The organism is Variovorax sp. PBL-H6 (genome assembly GCF_901827155.1).
Classification (GTDB): Bacteria; Pseudomonadota; Gammaproteobacteria; order Burkholderiales; family Burkholderiaceae_C; genus Variovorax.
In genome coordinates, this window is sequence record NZ_LR594659.1 from 170519 (window position 1) to 191266 (window position 20748).

Consider the following 20748-nt stretch of genomic DNA (forward strand, 5'->3'; position numbering starts at 1 on the left):
CATGCAGACTCCTTTGCCCGACGCCGCGCCGCTGCGCGATCTCACCCCCTTGATGCGCCCCGCCTCCGTGGCCGTGCTCGGTGCTTCACCGCGGCCGGATTCCTTCGGCAACTCGGTGGTGAAGAACCTGCTCGCCGCGGGCTACGGCGGCACCATCTACCCGATCCATCCCTCGGCTGCCGAGGTGGAAAGCCTGCGCTGTTTCGCCGACCTGCAGGATCTGCCCGAGGCCCCCGACTGCGCGGTGGTTGCATTGCCGGCCGACAAGGTGCTGCCCGCCCTGGCGCAGGCCGCGCGGCGCGGCATCCGTGCGGCGGTGATCTTCGCCAGCGGCTTTGCCGAACTGGGCGAAGCCGGCCGCGCACTGCAGGCACAGCTCGCCGAGCTGTGCGCGCGCACCGGGCTGCTGGTGTGCGGGCCCAACTGCCTGGGACTCGCCAATCTGCACGACCGCATCTCGCTCTACAGCGCACCGCTGCCGCAACCGCTGCGCATGGGCGGTGTCGCCATTGCGTCGCATTCGGGCTCGGGCTGCATTGCGCTGGGCGGGGTGGGCCGGTTCGGGCTGAGCCACCTCGTGTCGGTCGGCAATGCGGCCGTGCTCGACGTGGACGACTACCTCGCCTTCTTCGCCGACGATCCGAACACGCGGGTGGCCGCGCTCTTCATGGAATCGGTCCGGCACCCCCGGCGCTTTCTCGAAGCCGCGGCGCGCATGCGTGCGGCCGGCAAGCCGGTCGTCGTGCTGAAGGTCGGGCGCTCGGCAGAAGGCGCGGCCGCCACCGCCGCCCACACCGGTTCGCTGGCGGGCTCGCACGCGGCGGCCGTTGACTTCTTTCGCCGGGCCGGGGTGGTGCTGGTCGAGGACATGGACGAGATGGTCGAGACTTGCACGCTCATGGTCGAATCGGCCAGGCGGCCGGTGGGCGATGGCCTCGCGGTGATCAACGTCAGTGGCGGCGAGGTGGCCCTCACCTGCGACCTGGCGCAGGCAGCAGGGCTTCGCTTCCCGCGGCTCGCACCGGCCACGCTCGATGCCTTGGGCGCTTGCCTGCCGGCCTTCGCCACACCGAGCAATCCGCTGGATGCCACCGGCGCGGCCGTGTTCGACATGACCATGTATGCACGCGCCGTCGATGCCCTGCTCGCGGACCCGGGCGTCGCGCTGCTGGCCGTCTCGCAGGATTGCCCGGTGAGCCTGGGCGCCCAGGGAGCCGAGACCTACCGGGCCATCGCGGCCACCACTGCCGCCGCGGCCGCACGGACGGACAAGCCGATTGCCTTCTACAGCAATGTGGGTGGCGGCCTGCACCCGCGGGCCATCGAGCCCCTGGCGGGCAGCGGCGTGGCCGCGCTGCAGGGCGCGCGCGCTGCGTTGGTGGCCATGCGGCACTTCATCGATTGGCATCTGTGGCAGCCGTCCCCCGCGCCGAACGATGTCGACGTGCTCGAAGCCGACGCGGCATGGTGCGATCGGCTCGCCAGCGGACGGGCGCTCTCGGAGTACGAGGCCAAGCGCTTCCTCGAGGCGCATGGCGTCCGCACCACCCGCGAAGCACGCGCTGCCGACGCGGAGCAGGCCGTGCAGGCAGCGGAGGCAATCGGCTTCCCGGTGGTGATGAAGATCGACTCGCCCGACATTCCCCACAAGACCGAGGCCGGCGGCGTGCGCCTGGCGCTGCGCACGCAGGACGAGGTGCGCGCCGCTTTCGCCGACATGCTGTCGACGGTGCGCGAGCGCATGCCCGCGGCGCGCATCGACGGTGTGCTGATCCAGGAAATGGTGCGGGGCGGCATCGAGATGATCGCGGGTCTGTCGCGCCAGGCGCCTTTCGGCCATGCGGTGGTCGCGGGTTCGGGGGGCGTGTGGGTCGAACTGGTGCGCGACAGCAGTCTCGCGCTGTCGCCGGTGGACGCGCAGCGCGCCACTGCGCTGGTGGGCAGCACGCGTGCCGCACGGCTGCTCGACGGATTTCGTGGCGCCGCGCCGGCGGATCGCGCCGCCTTCGAGGCGTTGATCGTGCGCCTGTCGCAGATCGGCAGCGCCTATGCCGACTACATCGAGGCCATCGACCTCAATCCCGTTGCCGTGCTCGCAGAGGGCGAGGGCGTGCGAGTGCTCGATGCGCTCGTCGAGCTCCGGAGCGCCGGCCTTCCATCCATGAACTCAGGAGACTCACCATGAACTACCGCTGCATCAGCGTGTCCGTCGACCGCTGGATTGCCACCCTCACACTCAACCGTCCCGAGAAGATGAATGCGCTCGATGACGACATCCTGCTGGAAATGCAGCATGCACTCGATGCGCTGGAGCAGGACGAATCAGTGCGCGCACTGGTCATCACCGGCGAAGGCCGCGCCTTCTGCGCCGGTTTCGACCTGAGCCCGCGCGAAGAGCCGCTCACCAGCGTCAAGGACTGGCGCGACCACGTGAAGCTCGGCAACGACACCTGGTTTCGCATCTGGCGCTCGCGCCTGCCGGTGGTCGCGGCGGTCAACGGCTATTGCCTGGGCGGGGGCTGCGACCTGTCGATGGTGTGCGACATCACGCTCGCGTCCGACAAGGCCGAGTTCGGCGAGCCCGAGATCCAGTTCCAGTCCGCTCCGCCCTTCGCGATCATGCCCTGGGTGCTGGGCATGAAGAAGACCAAGGAGCTGCTGCTCACGGGCGATCGCATCGGCGCCGACGAAGCAGTGCGCATCGGGCTGGCCAATCGCGTGGTCCCGGCGGCCAAGCTGATGGAAGAAGCGCAGCGCCTGGCGCTGAAGCTGGCGATGATCCCGCCGCCCGCCATGCAGCTCAACAAGCAGGGCCTCAACCGCGCCTACGACCTTCGAGGCTTCCAGTCGACGGTCGACCTCGGGGCAGAGATCTTCACGCTGGTGCTGATGTCGGAGTCGCAGGAGTCGCGCGACTTCTTCGAGGTCGCGGCCAAGGAGGGCCTGAAGGCCGCCTTCAAGTGGCGCGACGCACGATTCGCGCTCGCTGGCGAAACCGTCGCCTGAGGCCCCCCATGACAGCCTCCGCGAAGCTCAGCGTCATCGCTTCCGCCCCGCCGGCCGAACGCGGCGACGGCGCGATGATCGAGGTCTCCGGTCTCGACAAGATCTATCGCAGCCGTGAGGGCCAGCACATCGAGGCGCTCAAGGATGTGAGCTTCGACATCGCCGATGGCGAGTTCGTCACCGTGGTCGGCCCCAGCGGCTGCGGCAAGTCCACGTTGCTGAAGATCCTGGCCGGCACGCTGCGGCGCTCCACCGGCTCGGTCAAGGTGCGCCAGCGCCCGATCGACGGGCCGAGCCGCGACGTCGGCGTGGTCTTCCAGTCGCCGGTGCTGCTGCCGTGGCGCACTGTGCTCGAGAACGTATTGGTTCCGATCGAGATCCAGCGCCTGAGCATGAAGGACTACGAGCCGAGGGCGCGCGCCTACCTCAAGCTCGTCGGCCTCGAGGGGTTCGAGAACAAGTACCCGAACGAACTGTCGGGCGGCATGCAGCAGCGCGTAGGCATCAGTCGCGGCCTGGTGCACGACCCGGCCTTCCTGCTGATGGACGAACCCTTCGGCGCGCTCGACGCGATGACGCGCGAGACCATGAACCTGGAGCTGCTGCGCATCTGGTCGCAAAGCCGCAAGACGGTGATGCTGGTCACGCACAGCATCCCGGAGGCGGTGTTCCTTGCCGATCGCGTGATCGTGATGTCGCCGCGCCCGGGCCGCATCAGCGAGATCCTGCAAGTCGACCTGCCGCGCCCGCGCACGCTGGAGATGATCAATTCGGAGCGTTTCGGCGGCTACGTGTCCGCCATTCGCAAGCACTTTCATTCGCTGGGACTCGACGCATGAACACCGCTTCCGTTGCCCTCGCCGCAGCGCCGGACGACCCGGCCGCACAACGCCCCGCGCTCGCCTGGCTCGGCCCCAGGCCGGAGCTGCCGCTCTCGGCGCTGCTCTTCATCGTGGTGGTCGGCGGCTGGGAGCTGGCGGTGCGTGTGCTCGGGGTCACGCCGCTGCTGCTGCCTGCGCCGACGGCCGTGGCCGCTGCGCTGTGGGAAGGCATCCGCAACAACACCTTCACCTACCATCTCGGCGTTACCTTCTACGAGACCATGGCGGGCTTCGTTCTCGGTGCTGCCCTGGGACTGATGCTGGGCGCGGTGATTGCGCAGTTTCCGCTGGTCGAGCGCACGCTCTACCCGTACGTCGTCGCCTTCCAGACCATACCCAAGGTCGCGATCGCGCCTCTGTTCGTGATCTGGTTCGGCTACGGCGTGACTTCGAAGATCGTGATCACCGCCACCATCGCCTTCTTTCCGGTACTGGCCAACACCGTGGCCGGCCTGCGCTCGGTGCCGGAAGACCAGCTCGAACTGCTCAAGGCCTTCACGGCCTCGCGCTGGCAGGTCTTTCGCATGGCGCGCATTCCCCACGCGCTGCCCTATATCTTCGTGGGGCTCGATGTGTCGATCGTCCTGTCGGTGATCGGCGCCATCGTGGGCGAGTTCGTCGGTGCGCAGGCCGGGCTGGGCTACCTCATCCTGCAGCGCACCTTCTCGATGGACACGGCAGGCATGTTCGCCATCCTCATTCTGTTGTCGGCAATGGGACTGGGGTTGCATTGGCTCGTGCACGCGGTCCAGCGCAAGGTGGTGTTCTGGGCGGAGGACGAACGCCGTCGCGTTTCGGGCGCCTGACCAGCCGGATCGCCATTCATTCATTCGTTCGTTCGTTCGTTCCATTCATTCAAGCAAAGAAGGCAGGTTTCCAGATGCTGAAACTGATGAAGATCAAGTGTGTGTTGGCCGCCCTGGGCGTTGTCGCCGCGGCCCTCTCGCCGGCCACGGCGCCGGCACAGCCCGCCAAGCCGCTGAAGAAGGTGACCATCGCGGCCGGCGGCGTGACGGTCCTGAACGTGACGTACCCGTGGCTCATGATGCCGATCGCGCTGGACTACTGGAGGAGCGAGGGCTATGACGTCCAGGTCATCGCCGCGCCCGGTTCGGTGCAGGCCGTGCAGCAGCTCGCCACCGGCAACGTCGACTTCGCGCAGGTGAGCTCCAACGTCGCCATCCAGGCCAACGTCACCAGCAACATTCCGGCACGCGTCGTCATGAACAACAGCGTGATCGACTGGGCCGTTGCCGTACAGGCCGACGGTGCCATGCACAAGGTGAGCGACTTCAAGGGCAAGAACATCGGCATCGTGAGTCTTGCGAGCGGCGGCCTGCCGCTCCTGCGCTCGCTGTTGAAGGCCAACGGCCTCGACCCCGACAAGGACGTCAACATCATCGCGACCGGCGCCGGCGCGCCCGCGCTGGAGGCGTTGAAGTCCAATCGCGTGCAGGGACTGATGTTCTGGAATGCCGCCATCGCCGGCTTCGAGAACGCCGGTGCCAAGCTGCGCCTCTTCCGCAGCCCTGATTGGCAGCGACTGCCCGACTTTTCGCTGGCCACCACCCAGCGCGCCATCGAGCGCGATCCGGCGATGGTCGAGGCGATCGTGCGCGGGGCAGCCAAGGCCAGCCTGTTTGCCGTGTCCAACCCGGAGTGCGTGCGCAAGCTCCACTGGGCACGCTTCCCCGAGAGCAAGCCCACCGGGTCCGATGACGCCACGCTCGCACGCTGGGACGACAACCTGCTGCGCGCTCAGGTGCAGTCGATGAACGCGGCCTTCGAGATGAACGGCGGCAAGCTCTGGGGCCGCGCCACAGCCGAGGGCTTCGGACGCATGCAGGACTTCATGCTCGACGCCAAGCTGATCGATCGCAAGCTCCCGCCGGCGACCTTCATTGTCGCGACCGAAGGATTCTTCGAGCGCGTGAACGACTTCGACGCGCAGGCAGTTGCGAAGCAGGCGCAGGCCTGCGCAGCGGCGCGATAGCTGCGCTCGCCAAGGTCACCGGGCCTGGGCCTCCTGGGCTCCGTTCATCCCCAGCTTCGCGGCCAGGGCACACGCAAACTTCCCAAGGGAGTGATCCTGGACCGGGTCTGCCTTGTGCACGACGCTGTACCGATACCCGGTGATCACAGGCGCTGCTTCCGATGGTTTGAAGAAGACGCTTTGAAGCGAGCGCAGCAAGGCCAGGATCTCGCCGCGTTCGTAGATCCGCTCGATCTTCAAGTCTTTCGCGTTCTCCTCGCGGGTGTGTTGCTCCACGGAGAAGTAGCCGGTCACGGGGGAGGGGTGGAAGGCATAGACCATCGACACCTTGGGAACGTCGCGATCCAGCGGGAGCGCATAGGCGAACTGCTGCGCAAGGCCCCCGCCCAGTGAATGACCGGTGGCCACGATCGAAGGCTTGGCGTCACCCCATTCCCGTTGCGCCATCCTGCGCTTGAGCTCCTCGCTGAAAGCAGGGCCAAGGCGCTTCACCACGAGGGTGTACTGGTCGTCGTGCTTGGGAAGGAACCAGCGCAGGTTGGCCCGCCAGTCGTTCTGGTTGTCGAAGACCGTCCCGCCGAAAGCCACGGCCACCTGAGGCGGGCTTTCCTTGCTCCACACCTCGACGCGAAGGTGGTAGTTCTCGATGTCGGTCTTCAGGCTCTCTTCGCGCGGGAACCCGTCCCAGCGTTTCCAGCGGGCCTCGCCCAGCGCTTGATCCGCGTCTCGGCAAGGGTCCGGCTTTTGCTGGGCCGCCGGCGTCTCTTCGTACGCGGATTGGGACAACCAGGCATAGGGCAGGTGCCGCTTTGCCTCGGGCTCGAAGGGACGCAGCTCGTTGATCACCCGCTTGCCGGGCGGCCGAATGGCAACCTGGGCCTCTGTCTGCTGCAGCGAGATGCACCCGGTGCACGCAAATGCCAGCAGCGACGCACTCAGCGTGCGAATCATTGTGTTCATGGCGCCTGACCTCCGAGGCGAGGATAGGAGCTTCAGCCCGGGGGCGCAATCCACAGCAAGAAGGAGCATTGACACGCAAAGGACGCTCTTTGTTCGATCTATCTGCGCAGTTTGGAAGGCTCGATCCCGACTCCGACGCGGCGTCCAGCGCATTGCCGAATTAGCTATTCAGGCGTGTATCGATATACATTCGGCACGCACCGTGTTCTGTGCGGTCGAATTGCCGCGATAAAAGGAGCGCTCGTGAAGAAAGCTGTCCTGTTTTCTCTTCTGACCGCGGGCACTCTGCTCGGCGGTTGTGTCTCGAGCCCGATGGGTTCCACATCGGCAAGAACTGAGACCTGCAAGTCGACCAGCGAGCGAGAGATTGCTGCGCTGTTTGACCGCTGGAACCAATCATTGCAGACCGGCGACCCACGCAAGGTGGTTGCGAACTACGCGGACCGATCCGTTCTGCTGCCCACCGTCTCCAACACGCCGCGTCTCGATGCGGCGCAGAAGCTGGATTACTTCCAGCACTTTCTCGAGAACAAGCCGTTCGGTCGCATCGACTCCAGGACCATCGAGATCGGTTGCACCTCGGCAGTGGATGCCGGCCTGTACACCTTTACCTTCGCCAGGACTGGTGCTGTCGTCAAGGCGCGGTACACGTACACCTACAAGTGGGACGGCAGTCAATGGCTGATCACCAGCCATCATTCTTCGGCCATGCCGGAGAAGTAGACAGCGCCAGTGGGTGCGCGTGCGGCGTCGAGCCGATCGCAAGCCTGACGCGGAGTTCGAGCAGCTAGGCCCGAGACTTCTGTTTGGGCGCGACGAATCCCAGGGTCTTCATCGCCGCATTCAGCGATTGCCTGGTGGCCCAGTACGCCGACCACGGGTCCGTCCTTTGAAAAGACAGGTACTCCCGCGCCGTCGCGATCGTCCACTGGGCCCCGCTCTTGAGCTTGGGCAGCTCATCCCAGCTCACCGGCATCGACACGCCGAGGCCCGGACGTGCGCGCGCCGAGAACGCCGCGGCAGTCGTGGCGCCGTGGCCATTGCGCAGGTAGTCGACGAAGAGCTTGCCGACGCGATTCGACGCTCCGCTCTTGGCGACGAACCTCGAAGGGATGGTCCTGGCCAGATGCTGCACCACTGCTTGCGAGAACGCCTTGACGGTGTCGTAGTCGAAGCGCGGCGCCAACGGCACCACGACGTGCAGGCCCTTGCCACCGCTCGTCTTCAGCCATGACTCGAGCCCGAGCTCCGACAGCAAGGTGCGCACCAGGGTCGCGGCCTCCTGCACGTACTGCCAACTCGTGCCTTCCCCCGGGTCCAGGTCGAAGATCATCCGGTCCGGCTTGTCGATGTTCCTGGCCAGCGAGTTCCATGTGTGGAACTCGATGACGTTCATCTGCGCGCAGGCCACCAGCGCACGCGCACCGCCAACTTCCAGCAGCTCGGCGTGGCCGGGCCAGAGATGCGCGGGCAAGTTGCGCACATGCGGAATAGAGAGCTTGTCGTCGTGCTTCTGGAAGAACAGCTCGCCCGTGATGCCGGTGGGCCCCCGCACCAAAGACACCGGCCGGCCCTTCAGGTGCGGCAGCATCCATTCGGCCACGCTCTCGTAGTAGCGGACCAGGTCCACCTTTCGCAAGCCGGTGGAGGGGTCGATCACCCGCTCGGGGTTCGTGACCTTCACGCCGGTGCCCGGCGGCAGCTTCGGGGCGGAAGGGGCTGCCCCGATGGGCATGGCGTCCTCGCGCACGACGAGCGTCGCTGCCTTGTCGGTGCGCACGCCGCGAAACACCGGATGCCTGATGCGGCCATCCGGCGTCCACTCCGAGAACGCCACCTCCACCACCATCGTGGGTTCGACCCAGTGCTCGGAGCCGGGCCCGCGCCTTGACCACCGGCCGGGCTTGGCATCTTCGGGCGCGACGGTGGGCTGGCTGACCCGCAGCTTGGCCAGCACCGTCTTCAACGCTTGCCCCTTCGCCGAGTCCCACCCCGTTCCTACCGAGCCGGCAAACCGCAATGCCTTGCCTTCGTGATAGCCCAACAGCAAGCTCCCGACCTCGCGAGCGGCACCCGCGCGGTCGGTGTAGCCGACCACCACGAACTCTTGCCTGTGCGTGCACTTCAGCTTCAACCATGTTTCCGTGCGGCCCGAGGTGTAGGGCGAGTCGGCACGCTTGACGATGATGCCTTCCATGCCCATCCGGCAGGCGGCATCCAGCAGTTGTCCCGGCAGCACGTCGAACGACTGGCTGAAGCGGACGATGCCGTCCTCGTGCTGCTCGAACAGCTGTCTGAGCGCCTCCCGCCGGCTCGCCAGCGGCACATCGCGCAAGTCCAGGCCGCCAAGGAAAGGCGCGTCGAACACGAACATCCGGATGTCGCCGGTGCGTGCGTTGTCGATGGCGTTCTGAAGCCGGTTGAAGTCGGGCACGCCCGCCTCGTTCAGCACCACGATTTCACCATCGAGCCAGGCGTTGTCCAGCCCAAGGTCCGCAATCGCCGCTGCAATGGACTCGAGCTTGCGGGTCCAGTCATGGCCATTGCGCGTCAATAGCCGGACCTCGCCTTTGTCGATGCGTGCGAGGAGGCGGTAGCCGTCGAACTTGCTTTCGACGACCCAGTCGCCCCGCGGCACCGACGAGACCAGCGTGGCCAATTGGGGCTTCAGCTTGGCGGGCAACGGTGCCGGCCTGGCCTGACGCAGGTCGGCCGTGTCGGTACGCGGCCGCGGTGCGGCAACGCCGCGCGGTTCGCGCTCCTCGATCGCGCCCAGGGGGTGCGCGACCACGCTGTCCGGCAGGGCGGCAATCACGTCGTACTCGGTGCTGGGCCGGGCCCACGCATCGCCCCGCTTCTTCAGGAGCAGCCACTGTTCCTGCTTCTTCTCCCCGGGCTTCGAGATGCGCACCAGCTCCCACAGCCCGGCAAGCTTCTGTCCATGCAGCTTGAAGATGAGCTTGCCCTTGGCAAGCCCTTCCCGTGGGTCGCCGACGGGTTCCCAGGTGCCTTGGTCCCACACGATGACCGACCCGCCGCCGTACTCGCCCTTGGGGATCTCGCCTTCGAAGGTGTTGTAGTCGATGGGGTGGTCTTCGACATGGATGGCCATCTGCTTGAGAGCCGGGTCGTAGGACGGCCCCTTGGGGACGGCCCACGACACCATGACGCCGTCGAGCTCCAGGCGCACGTCGTAGTGCAGCCGGGAGGCCCAGTGCTTCTGTATGACGAAGACGGGCTGCCCCTCGTGCTTTGCCCTGCTTCGTCGCGCGCGAGTGCCGGCCGGCTCGGCGGTCTTCGAGAAATCGCGCTTGGCGTTGTAGCGCGTGAGCGGCTCGGGCGGCTGTCCTTTCCTGGGCGCAGGCGCGCGGGACTTTCCAGCGGCGGTCCGGGTCGGCCTGGCAGGTCGGAGCTCCGCCCAGACCGGCGCGTGGTCGCTGGCGTTCTCGCGTCCACGTTCGTCGCGGTCCACGCCCGCATCCACGACCTTCAGCGACTTGCCGACGAGGATGTGGTCGATGCGCAGGCCCGCATCGCGCTCCCATCGCTTGCGGCGATAGTCCCAGAAGGTGAACAGCTTCTCCTTCGGATGCACGGCCTGGAGCGCATCGGTCCAGCCCTGGGCGAGCACCGCGGCAAAGGCCTGGCGCGGCTCGGGCTGCAGCAATGCGTTGTCGCGCCAGGTGTCGGGCTTGTAGATGTCGGCGTCCGTCGGGACGACGTTCCAGTCGCCCAGCAGCACGACCGGCTGCCCGGACGCCCAGAGTTCCTCGGCGCGTTCGCGCATGCGCTCGAACCAGCGCAGCTTGTAGTCGAACTTGGGTCCGGGCTGAGGGTTGCCGTTCGGCAGGTAGAGGCAGGCGAACAGCACCCCGTTGATCGCGGCCTCGACATAGCGCGCCTCCCTGTCCTTCGAATCGCCCGGCAGCGCCGTGGCGACCGGCAGAGGTTCATGTCCACGGGCGAGGAGGGCGACGCCGTTCCAGCTGCGTTGGCCGACCACCAGGCATTCGTAGCCGAGCGACCGCAGCCGCTCGGTCGGGAACTCGGCCGTCGAAGTCTTCAGCTCCTGCAGTGCCACCACGTCGGGTTGGGTGCGTTCGAGCCAGTCGCACAGCAGCGCCAGCCGCTTCGTGACGTTGTTGATGTTCCAGGTCGCTATCCGCACGGTTTTGGGACTCTCAGGCGCTGCCAGCCACCGACGTTGCCAGCGTCACTGCGCGGGTCCGAATCCGAAGTACCGCTTTCCGGGTGCGGCCTCTTTCGCGGGAGCAGCGCGCTCCGCTTCTTGATCGCGGCTCTCGCCAGCATCGCCTGGGCGAGCGGGCGCATCGGATTCGCGAGGCCCGGCATCCAGGTCGTCGACCATGGCCTGCAGCGCGAGCAGCCCTTCGGCCATGGCTGTCTTGTAGCTCGCCACCGGCGAGTCGGACTTGTCCAGCTGTCGCCAACTGCGGCCCTCGAGCTCGGCAAGGACCCATGCGAAGCGGCCCGCCTTCGGCTCCTCGACGTAGACCGCGATGTGGCGCAGGCTTGGCATGCCCGTAGGGTAGCGCTTCCGGCATGGGGTCTTGCTGGAACGCGCAGCCTCCCTACGGCACGGTGCTACGCGCACCTACGCGGCGGTTGGCCTGGCGGGCCCAGGCTGCGCGCTGCGGGGTCGTCCCGCCGCAAGGAAGCTGAGGCATGGCAACAGGTAGTCGCACGCTCTGGAAGGGGGCCATCACCTTCGGCCTCGTCCACATCCCCGTCGGTCTTCACACGGCAGCGACCGAGGAAGGCGTGGACTTCGACTGGCTCGACAAGCGCTCCATGGACCGTGTCGGCTACAAGCGCGTCAACAAGCGGACGGGCAAGGAAATCGACAAGGACGACATTGTCAAAGGCGTCGAGTACGAGGACGGCAAGTACGTCATCATCAGCCCCGAAGAGATCGAGGCCGTCTTTCCCAGGACGACGCAGACCATCGAGATCGAGCGCTTCATCGATGCAGCCGAAATGCCGTTCATCTTCCTGGAGCGGCCCTACTATGTGGCGCCCATCGACAAGAGCGACAAGGTCTACGCCCTCTTGCGCGAGGCACTCATCGACAGCGGGAAGATTGCGCTCGCCAAGGTGGTGATTGCCACCAAGCAGCACCTTGCCGCGCTGGTGCCGTCCGGCGCAGCCCTGGTCCTGAACCTGCTGCGCTGGGGTGACGAAGTCAAGGCGCTGGATTCGCTCGACCTTCCGCCCGCGGGGCGAAAGAACGTCAGCGCCGCGGAGATGAAGATGGCCAAGCAGCTGATTGCCGAAATGTCCGGCAAGTGGGACCCGGAAGATTTCAAGGACGAGTTCCGGCACCAGGTGATGAAGCTGGTCGAAAAGAAGGCGAAGGCGGGCAAGACGGAAACCGTCATCGAGCCGGAAGAGGAAGCGCGGCCGGAAAGCTCCAACGTCATCGACCTCACCGAGCTGCTGCAAAGGAGCTTGAAGGGCGGCTCGAAGGCCCATGGCAAGGCCGCCGGCAAGTCTGCTGCGAAGGCGGCTCCCGCTAAGAAGTCGAAGCCAAGGCGTGCGGCAGCGAAGAAGACCACCGCCGAGCAGAAGGCGGCGTAGCTCGGCTTGTGCCGCCACGCGATGAAGACGACTTCCTATGGCGTTCTCATCTTGAATGAGCACGGCCAACTGCTGCTGGCGCATGCCACGGGACAGAGACACTGGGACATCCCCAAAGGCGGCGCGGAGCAAGGCGAAGCCCCGCGAGATGCGGCCATCCGCGAGGTCCAGGAGGAAACCGGCATCGACCTGACGGCCGCGGAGATGGAGGAGCTGGGCCTCATGCCGTATCACTCCCGCAAGGACCTTCACTTGTTCAGGGCGCTCGTCCATACCGATCGATGCGACATCACGGCGTGCAAGTGCGTGAGCTTTTTTCCTCACCATGTCTCGGGCGCCATGACGCCCGAGGTCGATCAGTTCAGGTGGGTCGATGTCGCCGACATACCGGACCTTGCGGCCAAGTCGATGACGGCGCTGCTTCGGACGCTCCCTGGTTTCGAAGCAATGCCGGGTGCCTGATGCGCCAGGTTCACGCCGCCTCGGGGCGCCCGTGCGTCCGGCCGGAATGCCCGGCCTCGTAGAGCGTCCCCTGCGGCTTGTCCGGGTCTTCCCACCGCTGCTGGCGATCGACCTGCTTGGCGGACATCTTGTCGGCCAGCGAAGGCAAGACTTTCGACATCGTGGTGTTCAGCACCGACATCGATCCCACCTTGACGTCGCGCCCGCCGTCGGTCGCAGCCTTGAGGATCGCTTTCGCCACATCCTCGGGGTCGATCATGGGCGTGGGCAGCTTCGGCTCCTGGTCCATGTAGTTTCTCGCGTGCTCCGGGTATGGCGTGTTCACCGCCGTCGGCTGGATGAGCACGATGTGCACCGGCGCCTTGTCCACGTCCTCGACCTCGACGCGCAGCGCATCGGTGAACCCCTTGACCGCGTGCTTCGAAGCCGAATACATGCCCTGCAGCGGAACCACTGCATCGGAGACTTCGCTGCCGACGTTGATCAACGAGCCGCCTTCCTTTCGCAGGTGGGGCAGGGCGGTCAGCGAGCCATTGACGATGCCCCAGAAGTTGATGTCGAACAACCGGCGGCTGTCCTCATCGCTCACCTCGTCGAGACGTCCGTAGATCGACACGCCCGCGTTGTTGACCCACGTGTCGATGCGCCCGAATTGCTGGATCGCGGTTCGTGCGGCTTCCTCGATCTGCGAGCGCTCCGCCACGTCAGCGCCTGCGACGACCGCACGTCCGCCCTTGGCCTGGATCTCGGCCGCCAGCTGTTCCAGCACATCCGTGCTGCGTGCGACCAGCACCAGGCTGGCGCCGGCTTCCGCCGCCAGCTTCGCCGTACACAGGCCGATGCCGCTGGAGGCACCCGTGATGACCATGACCTGCTTGTCGAGGCTCTTGCCGCGGTGTCCCATGTCGTGCTCCGTTCGTGGTGGAGGGACAGGCTCCATGCAAACGGCCGAGTGCGGGATGCTGGAAAGCCCGCGAAAGAATGTAGGTCTGGATTGATGAGTCGCGGCGGTCTGCTGGTGCGTCGGGCGATCAGTGCCGGCGTCGCCTGAGCAAGCCGGGCAGGCCTTGCGTCTCGGGAGCAGGCAATGCAATGCGCAGCGCATGCCCTCGCGCAGCTGCAACAGCTTCGGCCGCCAAGGCATGCTGCCAAGCCGACCTTCGGGAAACCGAAGCAGTAGCCGCTGCGGCCCAGCAGCAGCCGGAAGACCCGCATCATCGAGGCCGCCGAGCAGCGTTCCAGCGACACGTTCAGCAGCGCCAGCATCGCCGATGCCCAGAACCATCGAATGAATCGCTCACTCGCGCCGGCCCTCGGTGCCCAGCCGCTGCAGCAGCGCGAGGAAGTTCCGGTGCTCGCTCGGCTTCCAGCTGCTTCAGTTCGATTTTTCGACCAGTTCTCGCAACCTGCGAGCCTGCGTATCGAGGCCGCTGCGAATCGCTTCGATCTTGAGCGCCTCGCCCTCTTCGCCTTCCCGGCGGTGAACGAGGGACATCATGCCCAGCAGCACGGTTTGCTCCTGCAGTGCACGCACCGCGCCCCAGAGCGCCTCGTCCATGGTTTCGGTCAAGGCGTGCTGCAGTGTGTTCAGCGTGAAGGCGTGGCCCGTGTGGCAGCGGTAGCGGACCGGCGTTGCACCGTCGAGCTGCCAGAGTCCGCCCTTGCAATCCGGACATGCAAAGGCCGATGGCTGCGCAATCGCTTCGAGGTGTTCCATGAAGTCTCCTTCGGCTGTCGCGAGCCGCAGCTCGTGTGCAAGGCGTGCGTGCCTTGCGCTATCGACGGCGGGCCTGCTCGAGAGGACGGGCACGGAGGCCAGGCTGCTCAGCAGCCCGCCAATCTGCGCGAGCGGCAGGCAATGGTCGACCTCGACGTACTTCATCGCACTCGACGGCATGCCGGGCTCGAGTGCATCGGAAGGGTCTTGTACCAAAGCCAGTCCGCCACAGGCCTTGATCGCCTGCAGGCCTGCGGTGCCGTCGTCCAGCGTGCCCGTGAGCACGACCCCAACCACGGCAGGTCCGTAGCTGAGGGCCGCCGACAGGAACAGCGGGTCGACTGCCGGCCGCGTGTGGTGTTCCTTCGGCCCCCGGTTCAGTCGAACGTGCGCGCCTTCCACCAGCATGTGATGGTCTGGCGGTGCCACATAGATGTGTCCATTTTCGATGGGTTCGCCGTCCACCGGATGATGGGCGGGCAGGGCGCCGCGCGCGGCAAGCAGTTCCGGAAGGACGCTCGGATGGCTGCCGGTGTGGAGCACCATGAGTACTGGCGCGGGAAAGTCGGCCGGCAGGCTCGCAGCCATGGTCGAGAGCGCAGCCACCCCGCCAACAGATGCGCCGACCACGATCAAGCGCGGAATGTTCGCCGAAGCGGTGGGTCTGTAGAGCGGCTGCTTCGAATGCGTTGCGTCCATAAACTCGTCCCGGAGCACCTTCCCCGGCAAGCGGCATGCCTGGTGCCGACGTCAGCCTGGAAATTTCGCCGCATCCTCCTCGCGCTCACGCCGGCGCGCTGCCTTGCGATTCGACTGCACGCCTGAGCGAATCCACAACCTTGTTCACTTCCCGACCTGCCGCCCGCACGGCGCTGACGGTCGAAGGTAGGGCGGGACTGGCAGTCGCCGAGGCAGCCGAGCACCGCAAGGCGAGCCTCCGCACCCGCCATTGAAGATGTCCTTCCGCGGAAGCCGACTTTTCGACATTGCGGCATCCTCCAGGCATGCCACTCGACTACCTGCTCTTCGAATCGACCGACGAGGAGACCGGCGCCTGCAGCTTCGACGCGATGGCGTCGGTCCTTGCGGATCGCTTGCCGGCCCTGATCCATGAGGTCGAAACCGTGCTCGGCTGGGCCTGTCTCGACTTCGGCGCACCCTCTTCTGTCGAAGAGAGCGGCGAGTGGGACTTCGAGTTGCAGGCAGTGGCCGAGCAAGATGTCCCGCTTGAAATCACCTACGACTGCGAGCGCGCGATGATTTCCATGCCGCGCGTGCCTGGGCGAGTGACCCTTGCCCTCACTCTCACCGGGTCGCCCGCTTTTGCGGCAGCCTTCACCGAGACGTTTCCTGATTCGGATTGACTGGCCCATCAAGGCGCCTTCCGCCCACGGGCAAGCGATTCAGCGGTGCAGAATCTCCCCATGCAAGACGCCTCTTCCCACCCCGCCCAGCCGCGGAATCAACTGCACGGCGTGACGCTCGAGGCCATGGTGGTCGCACTGCAAGCCCGCTACGGATGGGACGATCTCGCGGTGCGAATACCGGTGCGCTGCTTCTCGCACGACCCGAGCGTCAAATCGAGCCTGAAGTTTCTGCGCAAGACGCCGTGGGCACGAGAGAAGGTCGAAGGTCTTTACCTGTACATGCTTCGGGAAGAAAAGCGCAGGCGCCTCCACCAGCCCTAGATCGGGGTGCGTGGGCCTCCGCATCGCGGGCCCAACCGGCAGACAGGCAGAATGAGCCATGAAAGCACCCCCTCGACTACAGACGCTGATCGACGAAGGATTGATCGACAGCGTGGTTCGCCAGCTCATGAGCGGCAAGGAAGCAATGGTCTACGTGGTGCGCTGCGGCGACCAGACGCGCTGCGCCAAGATCTACAAGGAAGCGACCCAGCGCAGTTTCCGCCAGGCCGTCGACTACACCGAAAACCGCAAGGTCAAGAACACGCGTCTGCAGCGCGCCATGGCCAAGGGCACCAAGTTCGGCCGGCAAGCGACAGAGGCAGCCTGGCAAAGCGCCGAGGTCGATGCGCTCTACAGGCTGGCCGCGGCGGGCGTGCGCGTGCCGGAGCCCTACAACTTTGCCGACGGCGTGCTGCTGATGGAGTTGGTCACCGACGAGCACGGGGATGCAGCACCGCGCCTCAACGATGTCGTGTTCACGCCGGAGGACGCGCGGCGGCATCACGCGACGCTGCTGGTCGAGGTGATTCGCATGCTGTGCGCGGGCGTGGTGCATGGCGATCTTTCCGAGTTCAACGTGCTGCTCGCCGCTGATGGCCCCGTCATCATCGACTTGCCGCAGGCCGTCGATGCCGCCGGCAACAACCACGCACGGCGGATGCTGTTGCGCGATGTGGGGAATCTTGCCGGCTTCTTCGGGCAGTTCGCGCCCGAGTTGCTGTCCACCCGCTACGGAGAGGAGATTTGGAACCTCTACGAGCGTGGCGAGCTTCACACGGGCTCGGCGCTCACGGGCAGCTTCGCGCGTCCGAGCGGGCCGGTGGACCTGGGCGGGGTGATGCGCGAGGTGGAAGACGCGCGCGCCGAAGAGGCGGCGCGGATTGTTCGCATGGCCGTGCGCTGACTCGGCTGGCGGCTTTCTCCGCCAGGGAGCACCGCCGGCCTGACGCGATCTCTACGGCAGGCCCTGTCGATTACCTGGACTGCGTGGCCGGTTGCTTCGGCATGTTGTCCTTTCCCATCGAGTCCGTGCTCGTGGGATTGCGCCCGGCGCTGCCGCCCTGACCCTGCTTGGAACTTGTGCGGGCGTTGCCACGCCTTGCGTCGCCGCTCGCATCGTTGTTGTCCATCAAGGGGTTCTGCTTGCGTGCTGCCTCCGGAGTGGCCCCGCTGGTGCCAACTGCCGGGTGCGTGGGAGGAGTGGTCGGACTCGGAGTCGCCGTGGCATCGCTGCCACCTGTCGCGGGGTGGGTGGGGGGTGCTCCCGTGGGTCCCGTCTGGGCCGTGGCGCAGACAGATGCGAGCACCAGGCAAGTCGCGCCGAGCGCGGTGCTGAACGTGGACATACTGCGTCTCCTTGAAGTCGAACCTGAACTTCATTTGGCGCCTGCGACGCGTTCGTGCTGTGCGAGGTGGGCCCCGGTTGCTGTCGGAGGGACCCTACGCTGGCCAACGCCAGCATAGGCGCGACATCGCGCAACGCCATGGCCCTCCAGTCCCTTCAGATGCGCGGAACGATTCGCCACACGGGGCGAGGGCGGGGTGCCTTTTCGAGCAACGCGAGCTGCGACTCGCGGTCGACCGCGGGGCCGATGGTGCCCAGCGCATCGAATGTGTGCACGGCCATCTGCCGCTGCACTGCGTCGTATGGAACATCGCCAGTCGCGAGTAGTTCGCGCCACGCGGGATCGTGAACCGATGGGTGCCGGCCCAGCATCTCGGAAAGCGCAATGAACATCCTCATTCGAATCTGCCGATGATTCTTCCAGCCCTCGGACAACGGTTGGCCGGCCGCGAACGAGAACCGCTCGATCAACCGTTTCGCAGCGCATGCGCCGGCCGCGCTCAAAGCCTCGATGTGTCCGCTGGGCATGTCGAGGTTCAGGCCGCCTTCCCTGGGCTTATGCGCAATTTGCACCACTCGATCGCGGTATCCAGGCATCGGTAGCTGGATCTCGTCGTGCCAGGTGCGCATGGTCTCGACCATCCTCCACAGAAGATTGAACAGGCCCAGCGACGAGGACTCGTCGATCTCCTTCCAGTACTGTTGCAAGCCGGCCGCGTTGTTGTCGGGGAGATAGACGCGGCCATTGTCGAGCGCACACGCGTCCACGTCGGCTCGGATGGGGTGATCGGGATGTTCATCCTTCAGGTTGACGGCAAAGGTCGGATGCCCCGGGAGCGGTGCGTCGAAGAAGTGGAGCGGCATGTTGCTTGCGATGCCGCCGTCGGAGAACCACACCTTCTTTGGAAACGCGCTCTCGGCCTTTCCGCTGTAGTCGAATGCATACATGGGCACGGCGGACAGCAGTACCGGAAAGCTCAGGCTCATTCGCACGAGCAGCACAACCGGCAGATGCCGGTTACAGGGCAGACGGCGCAGCGGCCTGCCGTCTCGCGTGCGGGCACCGCCATTCGCCGGAATGGGCGGGCTGGCCTCGAGCAGCCAATTCATGACGGAAGGTGGGAACAGGCGCTTCCATTCCTCGGGATCGAAGAAATACGCACCGGCACCTGGCCGCAACGGCAGGGCATAGGGCATCTGCCGGGTGACTGCCGTCGTCATGACCTCGAGGTTGATCTTTCTTTCGGACAACGGCGTGTCTTCTGCTTCGGAAGGATCGTCGCCGAGCACTCGATCGCCGCTCCAGAGGTCGCCCAGCGTCAACGGCCGTGCGGCGGTGTCGAGTCCTGCGACTTCGTTGAAATAGCGGGTGAGCCAGACAGTGAGTCCTGCAACGGGTGTGTCGCCTTGCGTACTGAGGCCCGAACAGATTCCCCAAAGGTTGTCGTGTAGCCCCGTCAGCAGTGACGCGACGAACCTCCACCCGCAGAGGCCGAACGCAAGGCCCAGCGCCAGCGGCAGGGCGAGCCCCCATGAGACGGTCGCCAGCAGATCCGCCGGCCACGCCGTCACCCAGGGTTGCGAATCGATCCGTGACATTGCCGCAAAGAGCGCTGCCATGCCGCCTAGCCACCACAGCCCGATGCGCGCCTTGAGCGCAGGCTTGGTTGCGCGGCATGCATGCCGCCAAATGAATAACCAGCCCGCGGCCAGCCAGGCCGCCGAAGCGACGCCGGCAATGATCGATGCCTCGCCCCAGGGAACGGGGCCGATCGAGCGGATGAGCGCGACCAGCACAGCGAGCATCAGGAGCGCGACGGCTGCGACGATGCCCCAGTAGCGCAGGAGCAGCGTACCGAGTCCGTTGACGACTATTGCCACCTTGCTTGGCTGGTTCAACGATGCGACCAGCACATCGAAGTGACGTGCCAAGGCACGGCTTGGCTGGAACAGATGCCGAAGCACCGACCCTTCGCCTTTGCCCACCTCGCGGCCGAGTTCGTCGGGAAGCTTGTCGAGCTTCGCGAAACCAGCGGCATCACCCGTGAGGCGCCGGAATTCGGCAGCGGCGCATCCGGCCGCAGCAATGGCACCCGCGGACGTGCCGCCGACGTTCTTGAAACGGTACTTGGCCGCGAGCCCCGAAATCAGCTTGGGGTAGACCACGCCGCTGGTGATACCGCCCTTCATGATCAGGTCGCAGTAGGCGATGGCTGAAGCGGCAGATGAACTTTCCGGGACCGAGGACGGCGACGCTTCCTTCGATGACATGGTGGTGCTTTCGAACACGCTCACAGATGTTCCACTGCTCGCACAGTCAGCGCTTTCAACAGCACGCCCGCACCACACTGTTTGGAAACGCTGCTGGCATCGAAAACGTGGTCGGCGACGAAACGGCCCTTCACGTAAAGGTTGGAGAAGCTCCAGAGATAGGGAGAGGGAATGTGCCGTGGGCGATAGCCAAAGCCATTGTTCGACTCCCAGCGGTACAGCATCCTGGCAATGCTCCAGTCGGCCTGGCCAACAAATCCTTTGAGCTCCAGTGCGTCCCTGGCACTGGCTTCCCAGGTAAAGGGCGGCGAGCCCGCCACAGGCCTGCCCTTCGGTACCTGCTTCGTCCGCGCTGAAAGCGGATCACCGTTGTGCAGGTGTGTGCCGAAGTCGCAGCCCGATTCCAGCGAATGGATGATCGCAACGAAGTACCACGGGATGCCCAGCGGGCCAGCCAACGCCTTGTAGCGTGCCGCTGACACCTGCATCTTGTCGACTCGCTTGTTCACCTCCATCACATGCTGAGGACTCGTGATGACGCAAGCATCGAAGTACTGGGTGTACTCGGATGCAAGCTGTGCGAACTTCGTCGCGTTCATGGGAGGCGCCACGGGCCCAAGCTGGGTTGATGCGGCGGGCTTGAGCGCTTCTTCGTCGGATTCCGTTGCCGAAGGAGCGGAGTCGTCGAATACGAGAACGACCGTCGAGTTGCCATCTTGCTGCCGAATGACCGATGCAGTGACGCCGGGCTGTTGCGAATCCTCGAGCACCTGCTGGAGTTGGGCGGGCGAAATGTCCCGGATGATGTTTTGGAACGACATGGTCTC

Annotated in this window: 19 protein-coding genes; 12 read left to right on the forward strand and 7 right to left on the reverse strand. The window is 65.7% G+C overall.

Translation table 11 applies throughout. The features are described 5' to 3' along the window. Position 1 precedes the first annotated feature (1 nt). The 5 genes from G3W89_RS00835 (at position 2) to G3W89_RS00855 (ending at position 5880) form a co-directional block, all read left to right on the forward strand. Positions 2-2185, forward strand: a complete 2184-nt coding sequence (locus tag G3W89_RS00835; RefSeq protein WP_232076240.1) for an acetate--CoA ligase family protein — start codon at positions 2-4, stop codon at positions 2183-2185. Then, positions 2182-3006: an enoyl-CoA hydratase/isomerase family protein gene (locus G3W89_RS00840; protein ID WP_162572342.1), complete on the forward strand. Its 825-nt coding sequence runs from the start codon at positions 2182-2184 to the stop codon at positions 3004-3006. Before G3W89_RS00835 ends, G3W89_RS00840 begins: the two co-directional genes overlap by 4 nt. Positions 3007-3080: 74 nt before the next feature. Continuing rightward, positions 3081-3845, forward strand: coding sequence for an ABC transporter ATP-binding protein (locus G3W89_RS00845; RefSeq protein WP_162577255.1), 765 nt, complete (start codon positions 3081-3083; stop codon positions 3843-3845). Next, entirely contained in the window at positions 3842-4693 is an 852-nt protein-coding gene (locus G3W89_RS00850; protein WP_162572343.1) for an ABC transporter permease, read from the forward strand. Before G3W89_RS00845 ends, G3W89_RS00850 begins: the two co-directional genes overlap by 4 nt. 74 nt (positions 4694-4767) lie before the next feature. Next, positions 4768-5880 (forward strand): ABC transporter substrate-binding protein, encoded by a 1113-nt coding sequence (locus tag G3W89_RS00855; RefSeq protein WP_232076241.1) that lies wholly within the window; start codon positions 4768-4770, stop codon positions 5878-5880. Between the two features lie 15 nt (positions 5881-5895). Here the strand turns inward: G3W89_RS00855 and G3W89_RS00860 are convergent, their stop codons facing one another. Beyond that, positions 5896-6840, reverse strand: a complete 945-nt coding sequence (locus tag G3W89_RS00860) for a lipase family protein (protein WP_162572344.1) — start codon at positions 6838-6840, stop codon at positions 5896-5898. Positions 6841-7152: 312 nt separating this feature from the next. Here G3W89_RS00860 and G3W89_RS00865 point away from each other — a divergent pair, with 312 nt between their 5' ends. Then, positions 7153-7563, forward strand: a complete 411-nt coding sequence (locus tag G3W89_RS00865) for an SgcJ/EcaC family oxidoreductase (protein ID WP_162577257.1) — start codon at positions 7153-7155, stop codon at positions 7561-7563. A 64-nt stretch (positions 7564-7627) separates the two neighbouring features. Here G3W89_RS00865 and ligD read toward each other — a convergent pair whose 3' ends face one another. Together ligD and G3W89_RS00875 are read right to left on the reverse strand one after the other, a co-directional pair. Further along, positions 7628-11008, reverse strand: coding sequence for a DNA ligase D (gene ligD, locus G3W89_RS00870; RefSeq protein WP_162572345.1), 3381 nt, complete (start codon positions 11006-11008; stop codon positions 7628-7630). Between the two features lie 45 nt (positions 11009-11053). Continuing rightward, positions 11054-11380 (reverse strand): hypothetical protein, encoded by a 327-nt coding sequence (locus G3W89_RS00875; RefSeq protein WP_197893516.1) that lies wholly within the window; start codon positions 11378-11380, stop codon positions 11054-11056. Between the two features lie 146 nt (positions 11381-11526). Here G3W89_RS00875 and ku point away from each other — a divergent pair, with 146 nt between their 5' ends. Together ku and G3W89_RS00885 are read left to right on the forward strand one after the other, a co-directional pair. Continuing rightward, positions 11527-12438 carry a non-homologous end joining protein Ku gene (ku, locus tag G3W89_RS00880; protein WP_162572346.1) on the forward strand — a complete coding sequence of 304 codons (912 nt, stop codon included), beginning with the start codon at positions 11527-11529 and terminating at the stop codon, positions 12436-12438. Between the two features lie 21 nt (positions 12439-12459). After that, on the forward strand, positions 12460-12900 hold the full coding sequence (locus G3W89_RS00885) for an NUDIX hydrolase (RefSeq protein WP_162572347.1): 441 nt from the start codon (positions 12460-12462) through the stop codon (positions 12898-12900). Between the two features lie 10 nt (positions 12901-12910). On the opposite strand, the gene G3W89_RS00890 is transcribed toward G3W89_RS00885, so the two are convergent. Both G3W89_RS00890 and G3W89_RS00895 read right to left on the reverse strand, forming a co-directional pair. Then, positions 12911-13804, reverse strand: a complete 894-nt coding sequence (locus tag G3W89_RS00890) for an SDR family oxidoreductase (RefSeq protein WP_162572348.1) — start codon at positions 13802-13804, stop codon at positions 12911-12913. 471 nt (positions 13805-14275) lie between these two features. Further along, the gene (locus G3W89_RS00895) at positions 14276-15316 is read right to left on the reverse strand and encodes a chemotaxis protein CheB (protein ID WP_162572349.1); all 1041 of its coding nucleotides are present in this window, start codon (positions 15314-15316) and stop codon (positions 14276-14278) included. A 305-nt stretch (positions 15317-15621) separates the two neighbouring features. On the opposite strand from G3W89_RS00895, the gene G3W89_RS00900 reads away from it, so the two are divergent. From G3W89_RS00900 to G3W89_RS00910, 3 genes are read left to right on the forward strand one after another with little or no spacing between them, the layout of a single operon-like run. After that, positions 15622-15981 (forward strand): hypothetical protein, encoded by a 360-nt coding sequence (locus tag G3W89_RS00900; protein ID WP_162572350.1) that lies wholly within the window; start codon positions 15622-15624, stop codon positions 15979-15981. Between the two features lie 60 nt (positions 15982-16041). Then, positions 16042-16305: a VF530 family DNA-binding protein gene (locus tag G3W89_RS00905; protein ID WP_162572351.1), complete on the forward strand. Its 264-nt coding sequence runs from the start codon at positions 16042-16044 to the stop codon at positions 16303-16305. 58 nt (positions 16306-16363) lie between these two features. Further along, complete coding sequence (locus G3W89_RS00910; protein ID WP_162572352.1) at positions 16364-17209, forward strand: PA4780 family RIO1-like protein kinase; 846 nt, start codon at positions 16364-16366, stop codon at positions 17207-17209. 597 nt (positions 17210-17806) lie between these two features. Here G3W89_RS00910 and G3W89_RS00915 read toward each other — a convergent pair. Next, positions 17807-19447, reverse strand: coding sequence for a patatin-like phospholipase family protein (locus tag G3W89_RS00915; protein WP_232076243.1), 1641 nt, complete (start codon positions 19445-19447; stop codon positions 17807-17809). A 156-nt stretch (positions 19448-19603) separates the two neighbouring features. Here G3W89_RS00915 and G3W89_RS33155 point away from each other — a divergent pair, with 156 nt between their 5' ends. After that, positions 19604-19867, forward strand: a complete 264-nt coding sequence (locus tag G3W89_RS33155; protein ID WP_232076245.1) for a hypothetical protein — start codon at positions 19604-19606, stop codon at positions 19865-19867. Positions 19868-19941: 74 nt separating this feature from the next. On the opposite strand, the gene G3W89_RS00920 is transcribed toward G3W89_RS33155, so the two are convergent. Continuing rightward, positions 19942-20742 (reverse strand): hypothetical protein, encoded by an 801-nt coding sequence (locus G3W89_RS00920; RefSeq protein ID WP_162572354.1) that lies wholly within the window; start codon positions 20740-20742, stop codon positions 19942-19944. Positions 20743-20748: the final 6 nt, after the last annotated feature.

What these genes read in the sequence shown, in the direction of transcription:
- G3W89_RS00865 (WP_162577257.1), top strand. Translation starts at nt 7,153, where the DNA reads ATGGGTTCCACATCGGCAAGAACTGAGACCTGCAAGTCGACCAGCGAG.
- G3W89_RS00860 (WP_162572344.1), bottom strand. Translation starts at nt 6,840, where the DNA reads ATGAACACAATGATTCGCACGCTGAGTGCGTCGCTGCTGGCATTTGCG.
- G3W89_RS00885 (WP_162572347.1), top strand. Translation starts at nt 12,460, where the DNA reads ATGAAGACGACTTCCTATGGCGTTCTCATCTTGAATGAGCACGGCCAA.
- G3W89_RS00895 (WP_162572349.1), bottom strand. Translation starts at nt 15,316, where the DNA reads ATGGACGCAACGCATTCGAAGCAGCCGCTCTACAGACCCACCGCTTCG.
- G3W89_RS00875 (WP_197893516.1), bottom strand. Translation starts at nt 11,380, where the DNA reads ATGCCAAGCCTGCGCCACATCGCGGTCTACGTCGAGGAGCCGAAGGCG.
- G3W89_RS00850 (WP_162572343.1), top strand. Translation starts at nt 3,842, where the DNA reads ATGAACACCGCTTCCGTTGCCCTCGCCGCAGCGCCGGACGACCCGGCC.
- G3W89_RS00840 (WP_162572342.1), top strand. Translation starts at nt 2,182, where the DNA reads ATGAACTACCGCTGCATCAGCGTGTCCGTCGACCGCTGGATTGCCACC.
- G3W89_RS00905 (WP_162572351.1), top strand. Translation starts at nt 16,042, where the DNA reads ATGCAAGACGCCTCTTCCCACCCCGCCCAGCCGCGGAATCAACTGCAC.
- G3W89_RS00855 (WP_232076241.1), top strand. Translation starts at nt 4,768, where the DNA reads ATGCTGAAACTGATGAAGATCAAGTGTGTGTTGGCCGCCCTGGGCGTT.
- G3W89_RS00845 (WP_162577255.1), top strand. Translation starts at nt 3,081, where the DNA reads ATGATCGAGGTCTCCGGTCTCGACAAGATCTATCGCAGCCGTGAGGGC.
- G3W89_RS00890 (WP_162572348.1), bottom strand. Translation starts at nt 13,804, where the DNA reads ATGGGACACCGCGGCAAGAGCCTCGACAAGCAGGTCATGGTCATCACG.
- G3W89_RS00900 (WP_162572350.1), top strand. Translation starts at nt 15,622, where the DNA reads ATGCCACTCGACTACCTGCTCTTCGAATCGACCGACGAGGAGACCGGC.
- G3W89_RS00835 (WP_232076240.1), top strand. Translation starts at nt 2, where the DNA reads ATGCAGACTCCTTTGCCCGACGCCGCGCCGCTGCGCGATCTCACCCCC.
- G3W89_RS00910 (WP_162572352.1), top strand. Translation starts at nt 16,364, where the DNA reads ATGAAAGCACCCCCTCGACTACAGACGCTGATCGACGAAGGATTGATC.
- ku (WP_162572346.1), top strand. Translation starts at nt 11,527, where the DNA reads ATGGCAACAGGTAGTCGCACGCTCTGGAAGGGGGCCATCACCTTCGGC.
- G3W89_RS33155 (WP_232076245.1), top strand. Translation starts at nt 19,604, where the DNA reads ATGCCGAAGCACCGACCCTTCGCCTTTGCCCACCTCGCGGCCGAGTTC.
- G3W89_RS00920 (WP_162572354.1), bottom strand. Translation starts at nt 20,742, where the DNA reads ATGTCGTTCCAAAACATCATCCGGGACATTTCGCCCGCCCAACTCCAG.